We start from the raw sequence: 16,600 nt of genomic DNA, 5'->3' as shown, positions 1-16,600 counted from the left end.
GTGCAAATCTACAATACGGAGCGGCCACACATGGCCCTGAAAAACAAAACGCCCGATGCGGTGCATCGGGCGTTCTGAGGCCTAACGGCCTACCTGAAAAGGTGTAAACCTATTTCAGGACTAGACAAACCCTTCAGCTGATCATTATTTGATCGGCCGCCAGGTCATCGGGTAACGATAGGGCTGACCATCGTTGGCCTTGACCCCGGCAACGATCGTGAGAACCAGCACGGCAACCATCAACATGCCGAACAACACGATCCCCACCAGCACGAACATCAGCGCAAAGCAGATGATCGAGGCCAGAAACACGGTGAGCTGAAAATTCAGCGCTTCCTTGCCCTGGGCGTCGATGAACGGGTCCAGGTCCTTCTTCCAGATCCACATCACCAGTGGACCCAGCAGGTTGCCAAACGGCACCACCAGCCCCAACAGCGCGGCCAGGTGACAGAACATCGCCCACTGACGAATCTCGGCATTGGGGGTGGGCAACTGTAACGGTTGCTCAGTCATGTTCTGCTCCTTGCCGTGTCGAAATCAGTCAGCCAGCGAGGCTTGCTGCAGTTCGAACAGATCAACCATGCCTTTTTGCGCCAGCGCCAGCATGGCGTTGAGCTCTTGCGGCTGGAACGGCGCGCCTTCGGCAGTGCCCTGGACTTCGATGAAGCCACCCTGGCTGGTCATGACCACGTTCAGGTCAGTCTCGGCAGCCGAGTCTTCCAGGTAGTCCAGGTCGAGCACGGCTTCGCCTTGGTACATGCCCACCGAGACAGCAGCGATCATGTGCTTGAGCGGATCGCCGCCCTTGAGGCCGCCACGCTTCTTGACCACGCGCAGGGCATCAACCAGGGCAACCATGGCGCCGGTGATCGACGCGGTACGGGTACCGCCATCGGCCTGAATTACGTCGCAGTCGACATACAGGGTGATGTCGCCGAGCTTGCTCATGTCCAGCGCGGCACGCAGCGAGCGGCCGATCAGACGCTGGATTTCGAGGGTACGACCACCCTGCTTGCCACGCGCGGCTTCGCGCTGGTTACGCTCGCCGGTGGAGCGCGGCAGCATGCCGTACTCGGCGGTCAACCAGCCTTGGCCCTGGCCTTTGAGGAAGCGCGGGACGCCGTTCTCGACGCTGACCGTGCAAACGACTTTGGTGTCACCGAACTCGACCAGTACTGATCCCTCGGCGTGTTTGGTGTAGTTGCGGGTGATGCGGATCGAGCGGAGCTGATCGGCAACGCGACCACTTGGACGTTTCATTTGGGATACCTGTACTGGGTTTGAATCTGCCCAGCATTATAGAGCGCACCGGGCCTGGAGGACACGTCTATTGTCGCAGCCCCGGAAACAGAGGGCCCAGAGGCGTTGGTCGGTTTTTTCCGGGAGGTGTCTGACTGTTTGTAACATCAGTGCATTGGGAGCCAGCGCCGCACTGCGCTACAATCCAGCGCCTTTGCAGCCGGTTGGCTTTTCCTTGACCCTTTTTTGCGAGGTACTTCCCATGGTGCACAGCATGACCGCTTTTGCTCGTGTCGAGCGCGCCGGTAGCCAGGGTACCCTGATCTGGGAACTACGCTCGGTCAACCACCGCTACCTGGAGCCGCACCTGCGCTTGCCCGAAGCGCTGCGCGACCTTGAAGGTGCAGTGCGTGAAGCGCTGCGCCAGGGGTTGTCGCGGGGCAAGGTCGAATGCACCTTGCGCTTCAATGAAGAGAACGCCGGCAAGCCCTTGCAGGTCGACCGCGAGCGCGCCGCGCAACTGGTGGCCGCCGCCGAGACCGTGGCCAGCCTGATCAAGCAACCAGCACCGCTGAACCCGCTCGAGGTACTGGCCTGGCCAGGCGTGCTGGTCGCTGACGCCAGCGATCCACAGGCGCTGAACAACGAAGCGATGGATCTGTTCGAAGAGGCTCTCAAGGAGCTCAAGAACGGCCGCAACCGCGAAGGTACCGAACTGGCTCGTCTGATCAACGAGCGCCTCGACGGTATGGCCAGCGAAGTCACCACCCTGCGCGCCCTGGTTCCGCAGATGCTGGCAGCTCAACGTCAGAAGATTCTCGACCGTTTCACCGACATGCAGGCCGAACTCGACCCGCAGCGCCTGGAACAAGAGATGGTCCTGCTGGCGCAAAAGAGCGACGTCGCTGAAGAGCTCGACCGCCTGAGCACCCACATCAACGAAGTACGCCGGGTGCTCAAGTCCGGCGGTGCCGCTGGCCGGCGCCTGGACTTCCTGATGCAGGAGCTCAATCGCGAAGCCAACACCCTGGGCTCCAAAGCCTTCGACCCACGCAGCACCCAGTCCGCGGTCAACCTCAAGGTACTGATCGAGCAGATGCGTGAACAAGTACAGAACATTGAGTAAGGCCACCCCGACCATGAATCACAGCAGCGGCACCCTTTATATCGTTTCCGCCCCGTCCGGCGCCGGCAAGACCAGCCTGGTCAAGGCCCTGATCGACGCCGACAACAGCATCCAGGTGTCAGTCTCGCACACCACCCGGGCCATGCGCCCGGGCGAAGTGCACGGCGTGAACTACCACTTCGTCGAGCACACCGCGTTCAAGCTGATGATCGAGCAAGGCGACTTCCTCGAACAGGCCGAAGTGTTCGGTAACTTCTACGGGACTTCGCGCAGCGCGCTGCAGCAGACGCTCGACCAGGGCCACGACCTGATCCTGGAAATCGACTGGCAAGGTGCCCAGCAGGTACGCAAGCTGATGCCTGAGGCGCGCTCGATCTTCATCCTGCCGCCGACCCAGGAAGCCCTGCGCCAGCGCCTGACCAACCGTGGCCAGGACAGCGATGAGATCATCGAGGGACGTATGCGTGAAGCGGTCAGCGAGATGAGCCACTACGACGAGTATGACTTCGTCATCATCAACGATGACTTCGCCACGGCGCTGGAAGACTTGAAGGCGGTATTCCGCGCCAACCGCTTGCTGCAGGCTAACCAGCAGCAGCGGCATGGCCAGCTGCTCAAGCAATTGCTGGCCTGAGCAACCGGTCACTCCAGCCGCTTAGCGGCGGCTGGAGACAGTCGCGTGACGTTGCAGGGTCATGCCCAGGAAGAACGCCGGCGCCCGCAGGCGTGACAGCATCATCAGCCCCAGTCCCAGCAGCGTGATGATCATTGCGATCACAAACACCAAGCCCAAGCCACCCACATGCGAGCCGCTGCCAAACGACGGTGAGGCGCTGTCGTAGGCCGTCTGCAGGAAGATCACCGAGAGAATGCCGCCACCGAGCAACGGGCACAGGCCGCGCATCAGGAAGTGACGCACACTGTCGAACAGGCTGTGGCGGAAGTACCAGACACAGGCATAGGCGGTCAGCGAGTAGTAGAAGCAGATCATCATGCCCAGGGCGGTGATGGTGTCGGCCAGTACGTTCTCACTCAGAGTACGCATGGTGACGTAGAACACACCCGCCGCCACACCGGCACAGATCGTCGCATATCGCGGGGTTTTCGAGCGTGGGCAGATGTTGGCGAAGCGCTCCGGCACCGCGCCGTAGTAACCCATGGCCAGCAAGGTGCGCGCGGGAGCCACAAAGGTCGACTGCAGCGAAGCAGCGGTACTGGCCAGTACCGCGATCGACATCAGGATCGCCAGCGGGCCCATGACCGGACCTGCCAGGTGGGCAAAGACGTTTTCCTGGATACGCGGGTTGTTCAGGCCCAGGCCAACATCACCGATACCGGCAAATTGCAGCGTAGCAATCGCCGTGACCAGGTACAGACCGAGAATCAGCAGCACCGTCAGGGTCGCTGCACGGCCGGGGGTGTCACCGCTGCCCACTGACTCTTCACTGATGCTCAGGCACACGTCCCAGCCCCAGAAGATGAAAATCGACAACGACAGGCCGGCGGCAAACGCCGAGAAGGACTCAACGCCAAAGGGGTTGAACCAGTCGAAATCGAACGCCAGCGGCGGCATCGGCGCAGACTCGCCAAAGGCGGCCATGGCAAAGCCCACCAACACCACCAACTGCAACGCCACCAGGGCGTACTGCACGGTCATGGTCGTGGCGATCCCGCGACAGCAAATCCACACCGCCATGGCGATAAATACGCAACAGGTGACGACGTTGATCAGCAGGTTATCAGCCAGCGCTGCCACCTCGTGGTTGCCGGTTATCTGCCCGAGAAACAGATAGAAAAAGTCGACTGCCACCCCTGCGAGGTTGGACAGCACAATGGTGGTGGCAGTAACCAGGCCCCAGCCGCCGATCCAGCCAATCATCGGGCCGAATGCCCGCGCCGACCAGGTAAAGGAAGTACCGCTGTCAGGTTCGGCCGAGTTCAGCTCGCGGTAACCAAGGGCCACCAGCAGCATCGGCAGGAAACCGACGATGAACACCGCCGGCAGGTGAGCACCGACTTCACGCACGGTTGGGCCGAGGGCGCCAGTGAGGGTGTAGACCGGTGCAATGGTGGAGATACCCAGAACAATGCTCGCCAGCAGTCCAAGCCGGCCCGCAGCCAGCCCTTTGGATGCTTTCGATGCACCGTTTTCGTGGGTGCGAGCCTGTCCCATACCCGGAGACAGGCCTGCTTCGTATTCGCTCATGAGTAGTTGCCGCCGCTTTTACTATTGTTTTTCAAGACGCCCCGCAGCGCGTCCGCTTGCACTCATTGAAACTTGTTGCCGTTGTTTGATTTCCGGATCAACCGGATGACCTCATAGGGTCTTCTCCCGGTGACGCTCGCCCCTTGCACGGGCCAGGCATGCCTCACGAAACGCCTGGAACAGACGCAACGAAACCGGGTTTTCGGCCAAGCGGTATTCGGGGTGCCACTGCACACCGACCACAAAGCCCGGGGCGTCCTCCATGGACACTGCTTCGATCAATCCGTCCGGCGCCAGGGCCTCGGCCCGCAGGCCGCCAGCCAGACGCTCGATGCCCTGGCTGTGAAGCGAATTGACCATGAAGCTATGTTCCAGCCCAAGCCGTTCGAACAGCCCGCCGGGCTGTACGGTAACGCTATGGCGTGGACTGTATTGCGTTTCCAGTGGCGCATCCTGCGGCTCGCGGTGATCAAGGAAACCTGGCAGCTCCTGCACCCGCTGGTGCAGGGTGCCGCCCAAGGCAACGTTCAATTCCTGGAATCCACGGCAGATGCAGAACACCGGCACACCGGTGGCAATGGCGGCCTGCAACAACGGCAGGGTCAGCCGGTCGCGAAACACATCGTGCTTCGTACCTTCCACGCTGGGGGCGCCATTGTAATGATGCGGCTCGACATTTGAAGGTGAACCGGTAAAAAGAATGCCATCGAGGCGCTCTAGCACGCGCTTGGGATCAACCGGCTCGGCACGTGCCGGGAGGATCAAAGGAATGCCGGCGAATCCTGCTGCCTCGACGTACTTGTCGCCAACGGTGTGCGACGAATTATTACCCAACTGCTGACGACAGGCGGAAACGCCAATCAAAGGCGGCAGGTCATTGGTAGTTTGCATGGGTTCACCCTCCCTTACAGCTTGATCCAGGTCGCCTTGAGTTCGGTGTATTTGTCAAAAGCATGCAACGACTTGTCGCGACCATTGCCCGACTGCTTGAAACCGCCAAAAGGCGCAGTCATGTCACCGCCGTCGTACTGGTTGACCCAGACGCTGCCAGCACGCAAGGCGCGAGCAGTCTTGTGGGCGCGGGAAATGTCGCTGGTCCAGACTGCCGCGGCGAGACCGAAGGGTGAGTCGTTGGCAATGGCAACAGCCTCTTCGGCGCTGTCAAAGGTGATCACCGAAAGCACCGGGCCAAAGATCTCCTCGCGAGCGATGCGCATGGCGTTAGTCACACCATCGAAAATCGCTGGCTGCAGGTAGACGCCACAAGTGTCTTCCAGCACACGCTCGCCACCGCTCAGCAACGTCGCACCGTCCGCTTTGCCGGCCTCGATGTAGCCGAGCACGGTATCGAGCTGAGTGCTGTCGACCAGAGCGCCGACACGCGTCTCAGGATCCAGAGCGTGCCCCGGCTTCCAAGCCTTGAGGGCCTCGACCACCATTGGCAAGAAGCGCTCTTTGATGCTGCGCTCAACCAGCAGGCGCGAACCGGCAATGCACACCTCGCCCTGGTTGAAGGCGATGGCCGCGGCGGCCACATCGGCAGCTGCTTGCAGATCAGGGGCGTCGGCAAAGACGATGTTCGGGCTCTTGCCGCCGGCTTCCAGCCAGACCCGCTTCATGTTCGACTCACCGGCATAGACCATCAGCTGCTTGGCAATGCGCGTGGAACCGGTGAACACCAGGGTGTCGACATCCATGTGCAGGGCCAGGGCCTTGCCAACGGTGTGTCCGTATCCGGGAAGAACGTTGAGCACGCCAGCCGGGATACCGGCGTCGAGCGCTAACTGGGCGATACGGATCGCGGTCAGCGGTGATTTTTCGGACGGTTTGAGGATCACCGAGTTACCGGTGGCCAAGGCCGGGCCGAGCTTCCAACAGGCCATCATCAGTGGAAAGTTCCACGGAACAATGGCCGCAACCACGCCGACCGGCTCGCGGGTGACCAGACCCAGCTGGTCGGACGCGGTTGCAGCAACTTCGTCATAAATCTTGTCGATGGCTTCGGCATGCCAGCGAATGGCATTGGCCGCAGCCGGGATATCAATGCTCAGGGCATCGGCAATCGGCTTGCCCATGTCCAGGGTTTCCAGCAACGCCAGCTCTTGGGCGTTGGCCAACAGCAAGTCGGCGAAGGCAATCAGCACCCGCTTGCGTTGTATCGGCGCCTGCTGCGCCCAGACGCCACTGTCAAAGCTGCGCCGGGCTGCGGCCACGGCGCGCTCGGCGTCGGCACTGTCGCAACTGGCGACCTGCGCCAGCTGGCGGCCATCGACCGGGCTGGAACAATCGAAAGTGTCACCGGCAACACTGGTGCAATACTGTCCGTCAACAAAGGCACGGCCTTCGATCTTCAGGGTCTGGAACAGCTGTTCCCAGTGTTCACGTGGTGCAATTGTCATTGTTGTTTACTCCGGGCATCACACGGTATGCAGGTACCAGTTGTATTCGAGGTCGGAAATCGACACCTCGAATTCGGCCATTTCGCTTTCCTTGCAGGCGACAAAAATGTCGATGTAGTCGGGGCTGATGTATTTGTTCAGCACTTCGCTGTCATCGAGCTCACGCAGCGCATCGCGCAGGTTGTTCGGCAGGCTCTGCTCCAGTTGCTCGTAGGAGTTGCCTTCAATCGGCGCACCCGGCTCGATCTGGTTGGTCAGGCCGTGGTGAATACCGGCCAGGATCGCCGCCATCATCAGGTACGGGTTGGCATCGGCGCCGGCCACACGGTGCTCGATACGCACCGCATCACTGCTGCCGGTCGGCACGCGGACCGCCACAGTGCGGTTGTCCAGGCCCCAGCTTGGCGCGTTGGGCACATAGAACTGGGCACCGAAGCGGCGGTAGGAGTTGATGTTCGGGCAGAGGAACGCCATCGACGCCGGCATGGTCTCCAGCACGCCACCGATGGCGTGACGCAGAGTCTCGCTCTGCTCGGGGTCATCACTGGTGAAGATGTTCTTGCCGGTTTTCCTGTCCAGCAACGAGATATGCACATGCAGACCGTTGCCTGCCTGACCTGGGTAAGGCTTGGCCATGAAGGTGGAATCCATCTCATGGTCGTAGGCGATGTTCTTGATCAGACGCTTGAGCAAGACCGCGTAATCACAGGCCTTTATCGCGTCGGCGACGTGATGCAGGTTGACTTCGAACTGCGCTGGCGCGCTTTCCTTGACGATGGCATCGGCGGGAATGCCCTGCTCTTTCGCCGCTTCAAGCATGTCCTGCAGGCAGTCGACGTACTCGTCGAGGTCATCAATCAGGTACACCTGGGTCGACTGCGGGCGCTTGCCGGAGATCGGCGAACGCGGCGGCTGCGGCCGGCCGTTGAGGTTGTCCTGGTCGATCAGGTAGAACTCCAGCTCGAACGCCGCGCAGATATCCAGGCCCAACGCGTCGAACTTCTCCACCACGCCACGCAGAACCTCACGCGGGTCGGCGAAGAACGGCGTGCCGTCCAGCTCGTGCATGGTCATCAGCAACTGAGCGGTAGGACGCTTCTGCCAGGGCTCGTAGCTCAGGGTGCCGGGAATCGGGAAACAGATGCGGTCGGCGTCGCCGATGTCCAGGCCCAGGCCGGTGCTTTCCACGGTAGAGCCGTTGATGTCCAGGGCGAACAGCGAGGCCGGCAGGTTGATCCCTTTTTCGAAGACCTTGACCAGGCTCGCACGCTCGATGCGCTTGCCGCGTACCACACCGTTCATGTCGGCAATCAGCAGATCGACAAATTGCACCTCAGGGTGGGCCTGGAGAAATTCACCCATCTCGTCGAGAGGGATGGCGCGCGGGGAGACCGACGTCATGGCTAGGCATCCTTTGATTTTTTATCGAACGACTGTGGAGGAGGTACTGCGGCGCTAACGGGAGCGACGATGGTTTCATTTGTTCTTTTAAGTGTCCCATCGTGGGGAACTGCAGAACGCTGTCATTGAGGACTTTCGTTCCACATGCTGACAACGTTACGAGTTGATTCACGACTGCTGCCGCACTATAGAATGGCCCTAGCGCAACAGACATTGGCATTTAGGCAAGCAAAGAGTGCACCCATGCAATATCAGATCAGTCACGCCGACCTCTCACTGGTACTCGCCCTGGTACGCGGACGTTCACTGGCAAAGGCCGCAGAGCTGCTGCGGGTTGATGTTTCGACGGTGTTCCGCTCGATCCGGCGCATGGAAGCTGCCCTCGGTACCGCGTTGTTCGTAAAGAGCCGCAAAGGCTACATCCCCACCGGTACCGCCCAGGCTCTGGCAGAGCAGGCCGAGCGCGCCGAACAGGCCCTTGATGCGGCACGGGTGGCGCTGGAGCACGGAGAGCAGGTGGTCAGCGGCACCGTTCGTCTGACATGTACCGATGCCGTGCTGCACAGCCTGTTGCTGCCGGCACTGGCGGAATTCATGCCGGCCTACCCAGCTCTCTCGCTTGAACTGGCAACCTCCAACACCTTCGCCAACCTGAGCCGCCGCGATGCCGACCTCGCCCTGCGCCTGACCAACTCGCCACCGGAGCACTTGGTCGGCCGCTGCCTGGGCTCGGCCTCTTACGTGGTCTGTGGCCGTGAGGAGTATCGCGAAAAGCTCAAGCAAGCCCCGGCCAGCCTGGCCTGGATCGCCCCGGACGACACCATGCAGGACCACCCCACTGTGGTCTGGCGCAGCGAGCACCTGCCCGGCGTCATGCCGCGTTATCGCTGCAGCAGTATTTCGGCCATTGCTCAGTTGGTGACGGCCGGGCTTGGCGTAGCAGCCCTGCCCGATTACATGGCCCATACCTTGCCGGGCGTCGAGCCGTTAAGCGACGCCCTGCCCGGCTGCGACACCGAACTCTGGCTGCTGACCCGCCCGGATTGCCGGGCTTTGCGCTCAGTGCAGACCTTGTTCGATGAGCTGACGCCGCGGCTGCGGGATGCCTTGGGACGCCAGTAGCCCCGCGACACCATTTAATCCGACAACACGACAAACAGTTGTGCCAGAGCCCCGGAAGTGGTTATCGTCAAGGCATCAAGGCCCCGAAATGAAATCAAAGCTTCCCTAAAGGCTGGTGATTTTTTAAACTATCGAGTCCGCTCGCCCATTCGGGCTGAACACCGCATTTGCTACTTGAGGAAGACCATGGCCCGCGTAACCGTTGAAGACTGCCTAGAACACGTGGATAACCGTTTTGAGCTGGTCATGCTCTCTACCAAGCGTGCCCGTCAGCTGGCCACCGGCGGCAAAGAGCCGAAAGTGGCATGGGAAAACGACAAACCTACCGTCGTTGCCCTGCGCGAAATCGCTGAAGGCATCTGCACCCCTGAATTCATCGCTGCCGAATCCATTGTCGAAGTTGAGCCTGCCTTTGCTTTCGGTAGTGAGGAAGAGGCCAACGAGGCGGTCTAAGCCTATGCCTGGTCGACGCAGTACGGCGCAGGTCCCTTTTCCTCGGCAGGAGGTAATCCTGTGCCGAGCATAGACGCCCTCGCCGATCGCCTGTCGACCTACCTCGGCGCTGACCAGGTCAACCTGGTGCGCCGAGCGTACTTCTACGCCGAACAAGCCCACGATGGCCAACGCCGTCGCAGCGGCGAAGCCTACGTCACGCATCCGCTGGCGGTGGCAAGCATCCTCGCCGACATGCACATGGACCATCAGAGCCTGATGGCGGCCATGCTTCATGATGTGATCGAAGACACCGGTATCGCCAAGGAAGCCCTCAGCTCGCAATTTGGCGAGACCGTGGCCGAACTGGTCGATGGGGTCAGCAAACTGACCCAGATGAACTTCGAGACCAAAGCCGAAGCCCAGGCGGAAAACTTCCAGAAAATGGCTATGGCCATGGCCCGGGACATCCGCGTGATCCTGGTCAAACTGGCCGACCGCCTGCATAACATGCGCACCCTTGAGGTGCTGTCAGGCGAGAAGCGCCGGCGCATTGCCAAAGAAACCCTGGAAATCTACGCCCCCATCGCCAACCGTCTGGGGATGCACAGTGTGCGCGTGGAATTCGAAGACCTGGGCTTCAAGGCCATGCACCCGATGCGTTCTGCGCGCATCTACCAGGCGGTCAAGCGCGCCCGTGGCAACCGCAAGGAAATCGTCAACAAGATCGAAGAGTCGCTGGCCCACTGCCTGGCCGTCGATGGCATCGAAGGCGACGTCAGCGGCCGGCAAAAGCACCTCTATGGCATCTACAAGAAGATGCGCGGCAAGCGCCGCGCCTTCAACGAGATCATGGATGTCTATGCGTTTCGCATCATCGTCGACAAGGTAGACACCTGCTACCGCGTGCTCGGCGCCGTGCATAACCTGTACAAGCCGCTGCCCGGGCGCTTCAAGGACTACATCGCAATTCCCAAGGCCAATGGCTACCAGTCGCTGCATACCACGCTGTTCGGCATGCACGGGGTGCCTATCGAAATCCAGATTCGCACCCGCGAAATGGAAGAGATGGCCAATAACGGCATTGCCGCCCACTGGCTGTACAAGTCCAGCGACGACGAACAGCCCAAGGGCACCCACGCCCGCGCCCGCCAATGGGTCAAAGGCGTGCTGGAAATGCAGCAACGCGCAGGCAACTCCCTGGAATTCATCGAAAGCGTGAAGATCGACCTGTTCCCGGACGAGGTCTACGTGTTCACGCCCAAAGGCCGCATCATGGAGCTGCCCAAAGGCTCCACGGCGGTCGATTTCGCCTACGCGGTGCATACCGACGTCGGCAACAGCTGTATCGCCTGCCGGATCAACCGGCGTCTGGCACCGCTGTCCGAACCGCTGCAGAGCGGCTCGACGGTCGAGATCGTCAGCGCACCGGGTGCGCGACCGAATCCTGCCTGGCTCAACTTCGTGGTCACCGGCAAGGCCCGCACGCACATCCGCCACGCGCTCAAGCTGCAGCGCCGTTCCGAGTCCATCAGCCTTGGCGAACGCCTGCTGAACAAGGTGCTCAATGGCTTCGACAGCGCCCTCGACAAGATTCCCCAGGAGCGCGTCCAGGCCATGCTCAGCGAGTACCGCCTGGAGCAACTCGAGGACATGCTCGAAGATATCGGCCTGGGCAACCGCATGGCCTATGTGGTCGCTCGCCGCCTGCTGTCCAGCGAGGGCGAGCAGTTGCCGAGCCCCGAAGGTCCGCTGGCGATCCGTGGCACCGAGGGCCTGGTGCTCAGCTATGCGAAATGCTGCACGCCGATCCCGGGCGACCCGATTGTCGGCCACCTGTCGGCTGGCAAAGGCATGGTCGTGCACCTGGAGAATTGCCGAAACATCAGTGAAATCCGCCACAACCCGGAAAAGTGCGTGCAGCTGTCCTGGGCCAAAGATGTCACCGGTGAGTTCAACGTCGAACTGCGCGTCGAGCTGGAGCACCAACGCGGCCTGATCGCACTGCTGGCCAGCAGCGTCAACGCCGCCGACGGCAACATCGAAAAAATCAGCATGGACGAGCGCGATGGTCGCATCAGCGTGGTCCAACTGGTGGTCAGCGTGCACGACCGCGTGCACCTGGCCCGCGTGATCAAGAAACTGCGCGCCCTGACCGGGGTGATCCGCATCACCCGCATGCGCACGTAGCCCAATAACAGCAAGGAGTCATCATGTCCAAGACCGTCATCACCAGCGACAAGGCCCCTGCGGCCATCGGCACCTACTCCCAGGCGATCAAGGCCGGTAACACGGTGTACATGTCCGGCCAGATCCCACTGGACCCGAAAACCATGGAGCTGGTCGAAGGCTTCGAAGCCCAGACCGTTCAGGTCTTCGAAAACCTCAAGGCAGTTGCTGAGGCTGCCGGTGGTTCGTTCAAGGACATCGTCAAGCTGAACATCTTCCTGACCGACCTGGGCCACTTCGCCAAGGTCAACGAGATCATGGGCAAGTACTTCGAACAGCCGTACCCAGCGCGCGCCGCCATCGGTGTTGCCGCTCTGCCACGCGGCTCGCAAGTTGAAATGGACGCGATTCTGGTCCTCGAGTAAGACCCCGCGCGGCGGGCCGCCCGGCTCGCCCTCGCACTGTCCCGGAAGGACCCGCCATGCGCTACGCGCTCGCCCTGACCCTGGCTGCCGCACTGCTGAGCGGATGCGCTAGCCACAAACCTGAAGACTACAACGGCATCTGGATCAACCAGAAAGCCATCGATAGCGCCGCCAAAGGCGTCAGCCTGCGCCAGGCCCTGCGAGACAACGGCCCGAACTTCGAATGGAAGCTCAATGTCGCCGCTGGACAAGCCAGCTTTGATAATGGCTTTGAACTCGTGGAAGGCCAGCTCACAGCTGGTGACAAGCAATACCAGGTGGTATTTCCTGGCAACCACGTCGAAACCCTGACGCTGGACGGTGACGAGCTGGTCCAGAACACTAGCCAGTGGTCGCCACAACAAAGCTTCGAGAAAGCCCGCAGCCCTGCGCCGATGGGGGCTCGTACCGGAACCACCTTCGAACAGGCCCTGTACAGCGCCTACCTGGGTGGCGAGTGGAAGATCATCGAAGGCCCAGGCCAGGGTGGAACGGTGCATTTTCGCGACAATGGTGTTGTCGAGGGCTTGCCCAGCCTGGACCGCTACGCACTCTGCCTGGCTGGCGACTGTGCCGACATGAGCGGTGCCAACGACAGCCTCTGGCTAGAGCGCAATCAACGCGGTGCGCCCTGGATCTTCAAGCGCGACGGTGACCAGCTGGAAATTCTGCGCGCCCTCAACAGCGCGCAGCCTGATGAGAAACCGCAACTCAGTCCTGGCCCTCGCCAGTGGCTGCTCGAGCGCGACTGATCACCTGCTGTATTAAGCGCGCCCTTCAAGGATGGCTGCATAGCCTTCCTTGTAGCTTGGGTACTGTGGCGCCCAGCCCAGTGCCCGGGCACGGGCATTGCTGCAACGCTTGCTGCCGGTACGGCGCACCCGCTCCTGTTCAGACCACTCGGTGACGCCCATGTACTGGCGCAGCCAGGCCACCACTTCGGCCAACGGTGCCGGGGCATCATCCACGCCGATGTAGCACGCTTCCAGCGCCTGCCCTTGAGCGTCGGCCTTGAGCAGAAAAGCCAGCAAGCCGGCGGCATCCTCGGCATGGATGCGATTGGCATACAGCGGCGGCTCCTCTGTAACCCGGTAACCCTGTCGCACCTGGCTGAGCAGCCATTCCCGCCCTGGGCCGTAGATGCCGGTCAGGCGCACGATGGTGGCCGGTATACCGCTGGCCAGGGCCAGCTGCTCGGCCTCAAGCATAACCGTACCGCTGTAGTTTTTCGGCTCGGCTGCCGACGTCTCGTCGATCCACTCGCCACCCTGTTGGGCATAGACGCCGCTGCTGGAAACGAACAACAAACGCTTCGGTGCCTGTCCACGTTCGGCCAACCAGCTCAGGACATGCTTCAAGCCATCGACATAGGCTGCTCGATAACCGGCCTCGTCATGCTGACTGGCCGCTGCGCAGTAGACCAGATAATCCGGTGCCGCTGATGGCCAGGTGGCCGGACACTGTGCGTCAAACAGGTCCGCAGCTACGCCCGTCACCCCGGCCGGCAGTTGGTCGACACTGCGACGCAGGCCGCTCACCTGCCAGTTGCACACCAGCATTTGCTTGGCCAGACGGCTACCGACATCCCCACAACCGACGATCAGAACAGAACACGAAGACATCCCGAAACTCCGCAAATCAAAGGCCCAGCCTATCCAAATAAATCGATAGGTGGCTAGCTATGGTGGAAAAAAAGTAACTTTATTACTTTTGCTAACAAGAATTACTTGCAATAATGGCCGACGATTTTTTGTTCTCGGCCTGTCTCGAGGCCTGGAAGGACAACCACCTCTTTCTTCTTCATCAGGTCCGGCCAGCATGACACGTATCCAATCTTCCGCTTCGCCAACCACGCCGCGCGTATGGCGCGCCATTGCCGCGCTGATGTTCAGCCTGACAGTGGCCCCGGCCGCACTGGCCGATGAGCCGACCACACCTGCTGCTACCCCCGCTGCTGCGGTAGCCCCAGCACCTGCGGCGCCAGGCACCGAGCCAGCGGCTGCCCCGGCCGCTGCTGCCGCGGCGCCGGTTAATGGCCAGGCGGTCACTGAAGCTGAAGAAGTCGAAGCCCTGGTCGAAGACACCAGCCTGGGCATGGCCCACGACCTGTCCCCATGGGGCATGTACAAAAACGCCGACATCGTGGTCAAGATCGTCATGATCGGCCTGGCCATCGCCTCGATCATCACCTGGACCATCTGGATCGCCAAGGGCTTCGAGCTGATGGGCGCCAAGCGTCGTCTGCGCGGTGAAATCGCCCTGCTGAAGAAGTCCACCACCCTCAAGCAAGCCAGCGATGGCGCCAACAAGGAAGGCACCCTGGCCCACCTGCTGGTCCACGATGCCCTGGATGAAATGCGCCTGTCGGCCAATGCCCGCGAGAAAGAAGGCATCAAGGAGCGCGTCAGCTTCCGTCTCGAGCGCCTGGTAGCCGCCAGCGGCCGCAACATGAGCAGCGGCACCGGCGTACTGGCTACCATCGGCTCCACTGCACCGTTCGTCGGCCTGTTCGGCACTGTGTGGGGCATCATGAACAGCTTCATCGGCATCGCCAAAACCCAGACCACCAACCTCGCCGTGGTCGCCCCCGGTATCGCCGAAGCCCTGCTGGCCACCGCACTGGGCTTGGTTGCAGCGATTCCGGCCGTAGTGATCTACAACGTCTTCGCCCGCTCCATCGCCGGTTACAAAGCTCAAGTTGCGGACGCTTCGGCAGAAGTCCTGCTGCTGGTCAGCCGCGACCTGGACCACCAGCCAGGTGAACGCGCCACTGCACCTCACATGGTGAAAGTGGGGTAATCCATGGGCCTGCATCTTAACGAAGGTGGCGACGACCTCGCCGAGAACCACGAAATCAACGTCACGCCGTTCATCGACGTGATGTTGGTCCTGCTGATCATCTTCATGGTGGCAGCGCCTCTGGCAACCGTCGATATCAAGGTCGATCTGCCGGCCTCGACCGCCAAACCGGCACCAAGGCCGGAGAAGCCGGTGTTCCTCAGCGTCAAGGCCGACCAGAACGTCTATGTCGGTGAAGAGAAGGTCCCGCGCGATCAGCTCGGTGCGGTACTCGACGCCAAGACCAAAGGCGACAAGGACACCACGATCTTCTTCCAGGCCGACAAAGGCGTGGATTACGGCGATCTGATGGACGTGATGAATTCGCTGCGCGCGGCCGGTTACCTGAAAGTCGGTCTGGTCGGGCTTGAGACGGCAGCCAAGAAATGATCAAGACGCGGCATAAGCTGGCGCGTTACAGCAGTAGTCTGGCGATTGTGCTGGGTATCCATGCCGTCGCCGTGCTGCTGACGCTCAATTGGTCGGTACCCCAAGCGATCGAGTTGCCGCCGGCGGCGATGATGATCGAGATGGCACCGATGCCCGTACCGGCGCCTCCACCGCCGCCCAAGGTGGTCACCCCGCCACAGCCGCCAGCGCCGGTTGAAAAACTGCCGCTGCCGAAACTGGCCGAGGCGCCGAAGCCAAAAATTGCCATCGCCAAGCAGGTCAAGCCGAAGGCTAAGCCGCAGCCGCCCAAGCCTGAGAGAAAGCCTGAGCCGCCGCAAGACAAGCCTGCTGACGAGCAAGTGGTCGATACGCCGCCGAGCAACGCGCCTGCGCAGAAATCCGCAGCGCCGACACCGAGCATCGCCACCAACAGCAATGCCCTGCCAACCTGGCAGAGCGATCTGTTGCGCCACCTGGCCAAGTACAAGCGCTATCCGGAAAACGCCCGGCGCATGCGTATGGAAGGCATCAACCGGCTGCGCTTTGTGGTCGATGGCGAGGGCAAGATTCTGTCTTACACCCTGGCCGGTGGTTCGGGCAGCGCGGCACTGGATCGGGCCACCCTGGAGATGATCCGTCGTGCCCAGCCGGTACCACCGCCGCCCAAAGAATTGCTTAATAACGGCAGCATCGAGGTGATTGCGCCTTTCGTCTACTCGCTGGACAAACGCTAACGCTTTGTTTCTGTCACAAACAAGCAACTCTGATAACGTGCGTCTATCGATTGCAGCCGCTATGCTGGGGCCGCAACTTC

The 16,600-nt window shown here is 61.3% G+C and carries 18 protein-coding genes; 11 read left to right on the top strand and 7 right to left on the bottom strand.

Translation table 11 applies throughout. The features are described 5' to 3' along the window. A partial coding sequence (locus tag C6382_RS10980) for an integrase core domain-containing protein (RefSeq protein WP_146146908.1) occupies positions 1-78 on the top strand: 78 nt, incomplete at its 5' end. A 66-nt stretch (positions 79-144) separates the two neighbouring features. On the opposite strand, the gene C6382_RS10975 is transcribed toward C6382_RS10980, so the two are convergent. Further along, positions 145-513, bottom strand: coding sequence for a DUF4870 domain-containing protein (locus C6382_RS10975; RefSeq protein WP_107024511.1), 369 nt, complete (start codon positions 511-513; stop codon positions 145-147). 24 nt (positions 514-537) lie between these two features. Further along, positions 538-1,260 (bottom strand): ribonuclease PH, encoded by a 723-nt coding sequence (gene rph / locus C6382_RS10970; protein WP_107024510.1) that lies wholly within the window; start codon positions 1,258-1,260, stop codon positions 538-540. Positions 1,261-1,501: 241 nt separating this feature from the next. Here rph and C6382_RS10965 point away from each other — a divergent pair, with 241 nt between their 5' ends. Together C6382_RS10965 and gmk are read left to right on the top strand one after the other, a co-directional pair. Then, entirely contained in the window at positions 1,502-2,365 is an 864-nt protein-coding gene (locus tag C6382_RS10965) for a YicC/YloC family endoribonuclease (protein ID WP_107024509.1), read from the top strand. 13 nt (positions 2,366-2,378) lie between these two features. Beyond that, positions 2,379-2,999 carry a guanylate kinase gene (gene gmk, locus C6382_RS10960; protein ID WP_107024508.1) on the top strand — a complete coding sequence of 207 codons (621 nt, stop codon included), beginning with the start codon at positions 2,379-2,381 and terminating at the stop codon, positions 2,997-2,999. Positions 3,000-3,020: 21 nt separating this feature from the next. Here the strand turns inward: gmk and C6382_RS10955 are convergent, their stop codons facing one another. The 4 genes from C6382_RS10955 to C6382_RS10940 all read right to left on the bottom strand — a co-directional run bounded on the left by C6382_RS10955 (position 3,021) and on the right by C6382_RS10940 (position 8,371). After that, complete coding sequence (locus C6382_RS10955) at positions 3,021-4,571, bottom strand: APC family permease (RefSeq protein ID WP_107024507.1); 1,551 nt, start codon at positions 4,569-4,571, stop codon at positions 3,021-3,023. 111 nt (positions 4,572-4,682) lie between these two features. Then, positions 4,683-5,462 (bottom strand): gamma-glutamyl-gamma-aminobutyrate hydrolase family protein, encoded by a 780-nt coding sequence (locus C6382_RS10950; RefSeq protein ID WP_107024506.1) that lies wholly within the window; start codon positions 5,460-5,462, stop codon positions 4,683-4,685. Positions 5,463-5,476: 14 nt separating this feature from the next. After that, a complete protein-coding gene (locus C6382_RS10945) occupies positions 5,477-6,970 on the bottom strand; it encodes an aldehyde dehydrogenase (protein ID WP_107024505.1) in 1,494 nt (497 codons plus the stop codon). Between the two features lie 18 nt (positions 6,971-6,988). Continuing rightward, positions 6,989-8,371 carry a glutamine synthetase family protein gene (locus C6382_RS10940; protein WP_107024504.1) on the bottom strand — a complete coding sequence of 461 codons (1,383 nt, stop codon included), beginning with the start codon at positions 8,369-8,371 and terminating at the stop codon, positions 6,989-6,991. A gap of 243 nt (positions 8,372-8,614) precedes the next feature. Here C6382_RS10940 and C6382_RS10935 point away from each other — a divergent pair, with 243 nt between their 5' ends. From C6382_RS10935 to C6382_RS10915, 5 genes are all read left to right on the top strand, one after another. After that, a complete protein-coding gene (locus C6382_RS10935) occupies positions 8,615-9,493 on the top strand; it encodes a LysR family transcriptional regulator (protein WP_107024503.1) in 879 nt (292 codons plus the stop codon). 186 nt (positions 9,494-9,679) lie between these two features. Beyond that, a complete protein-coding gene (gene rpoZ, locus C6382_RS10930) occupies positions 9,680-9,946 on the top strand; it encodes a DNA-directed RNA polymerase subunit omega (RefSeq protein WP_028942466.1) in 267 nt (88 codons plus the stop codon). A gap of 60 nt (positions 9,947-10,006) precedes the next feature. After that, positions 10,007-12,115 (top strand): bifunctional GTP diphosphokinase/guanosine-3',5'-bis pyrophosphate 3'-pyrophosphohydrolase, encoded by a 2,109-nt coding sequence (spoT, locus tag C6382_RS10925; RefSeq protein WP_107024502.1) that lies wholly within the window; start codon positions 10,007-10,009, stop codon positions 12,113-12,115. A gap of 23 nt (positions 12,116-12,138) precedes the next feature. Further along, positions 12,139-12,519 carry a RidA family protein gene (locus C6382_RS10920; RefSeq protein ID WP_107024501.1) on the top strand — a complete coding sequence of 127 codons (381 nt, stop codon included), beginning with the start codon at positions 12,139-12,141 and terminating at the stop codon, positions 12,517-12,519. A gap of 56 nt (positions 12,520-12,575) precedes the next feature. After that, positions 12,576-13,310 carry a hypothetical protein gene (locus C6382_RS10915; protein ID WP_107024500.1) on the top strand — a complete coding sequence of 245 codons (735 nt, stop codon included), beginning with the start codon at positions 12,576-12,578 and terminating at the stop codon, positions 13,308-13,310. Between the two features lie 12 nt (positions 13,311-13,322). Here the strand turns inward: C6382_RS10915 and C6382_RS10910 are convergent, their stop codons facing one another. After that, positions 13,323-14,180 carry an SDR family oxidoreductase gene (locus tag C6382_RS10910; protein ID WP_107024499.1) on the bottom strand — a complete coding sequence of 286 codons (858 nt, stop codon included), beginning with the start codon at positions 14,178-14,180 and terminating at the stop codon, positions 13,323-13,325. A 196-nt stretch (positions 14,181-14,376) separates the two neighbouring features. Here C6382_RS10910 and exbB point away from each other — a divergent pair, with 196 nt between their 5' ends. Genes exbB through C6382_RS10895 form a run of 3 tightly spaced genes read left to right on the top strand, consistent with a single transcriptional unit; the run spans position 14,377 to position 16,520 of the window. Continuing rightward, entirely contained in the window at positions 14,377-15,357 is a 981-nt protein-coding gene (gene exbB, locus C6382_RS10905; protein ID WP_107024498.1) for a tonB-system energizer ExbB, read from the top strand. 3 nt (positions 15,358-15,360) lie between these two features. Beyond that, complete coding sequence (exbD, locus tag C6382_RS10900) at positions 15,361-15,786, top strand: TonB system transport protein ExbD (protein ID WP_107024497.1); 426 nt, start codon at positions 15,361-15,363, stop codon at positions 15,784-15,786. Then, a complete protein-coding gene (locus tag C6382_RS10895; protein WP_107024496.1) occupies positions 15,783-16,520 on the top strand; it encodes an energy transducer TonB in 738 nt (245 codons plus the stop codon). Before exbD ends, C6382_RS10895 begins: the two co-directional genes overlap by 4 nt. Positions 16,521-16,600 lie beyond the last annotated feature (80 nt).

Origin of the sequence: Pseudomonas sp. BBP2017, assembly GCF_003024385.1 — a bacterium.
Lineage (GTDB): Bacteria > Pseudomonadota > Gammaproteobacteria > Pseudomonadales > Pseudomonadaceae > Aquipseudomonas.
Note: the sequence above shows the minus strand (reverse complement) of the source record. Positions and strands in the feature narration are given on the sequence as shown.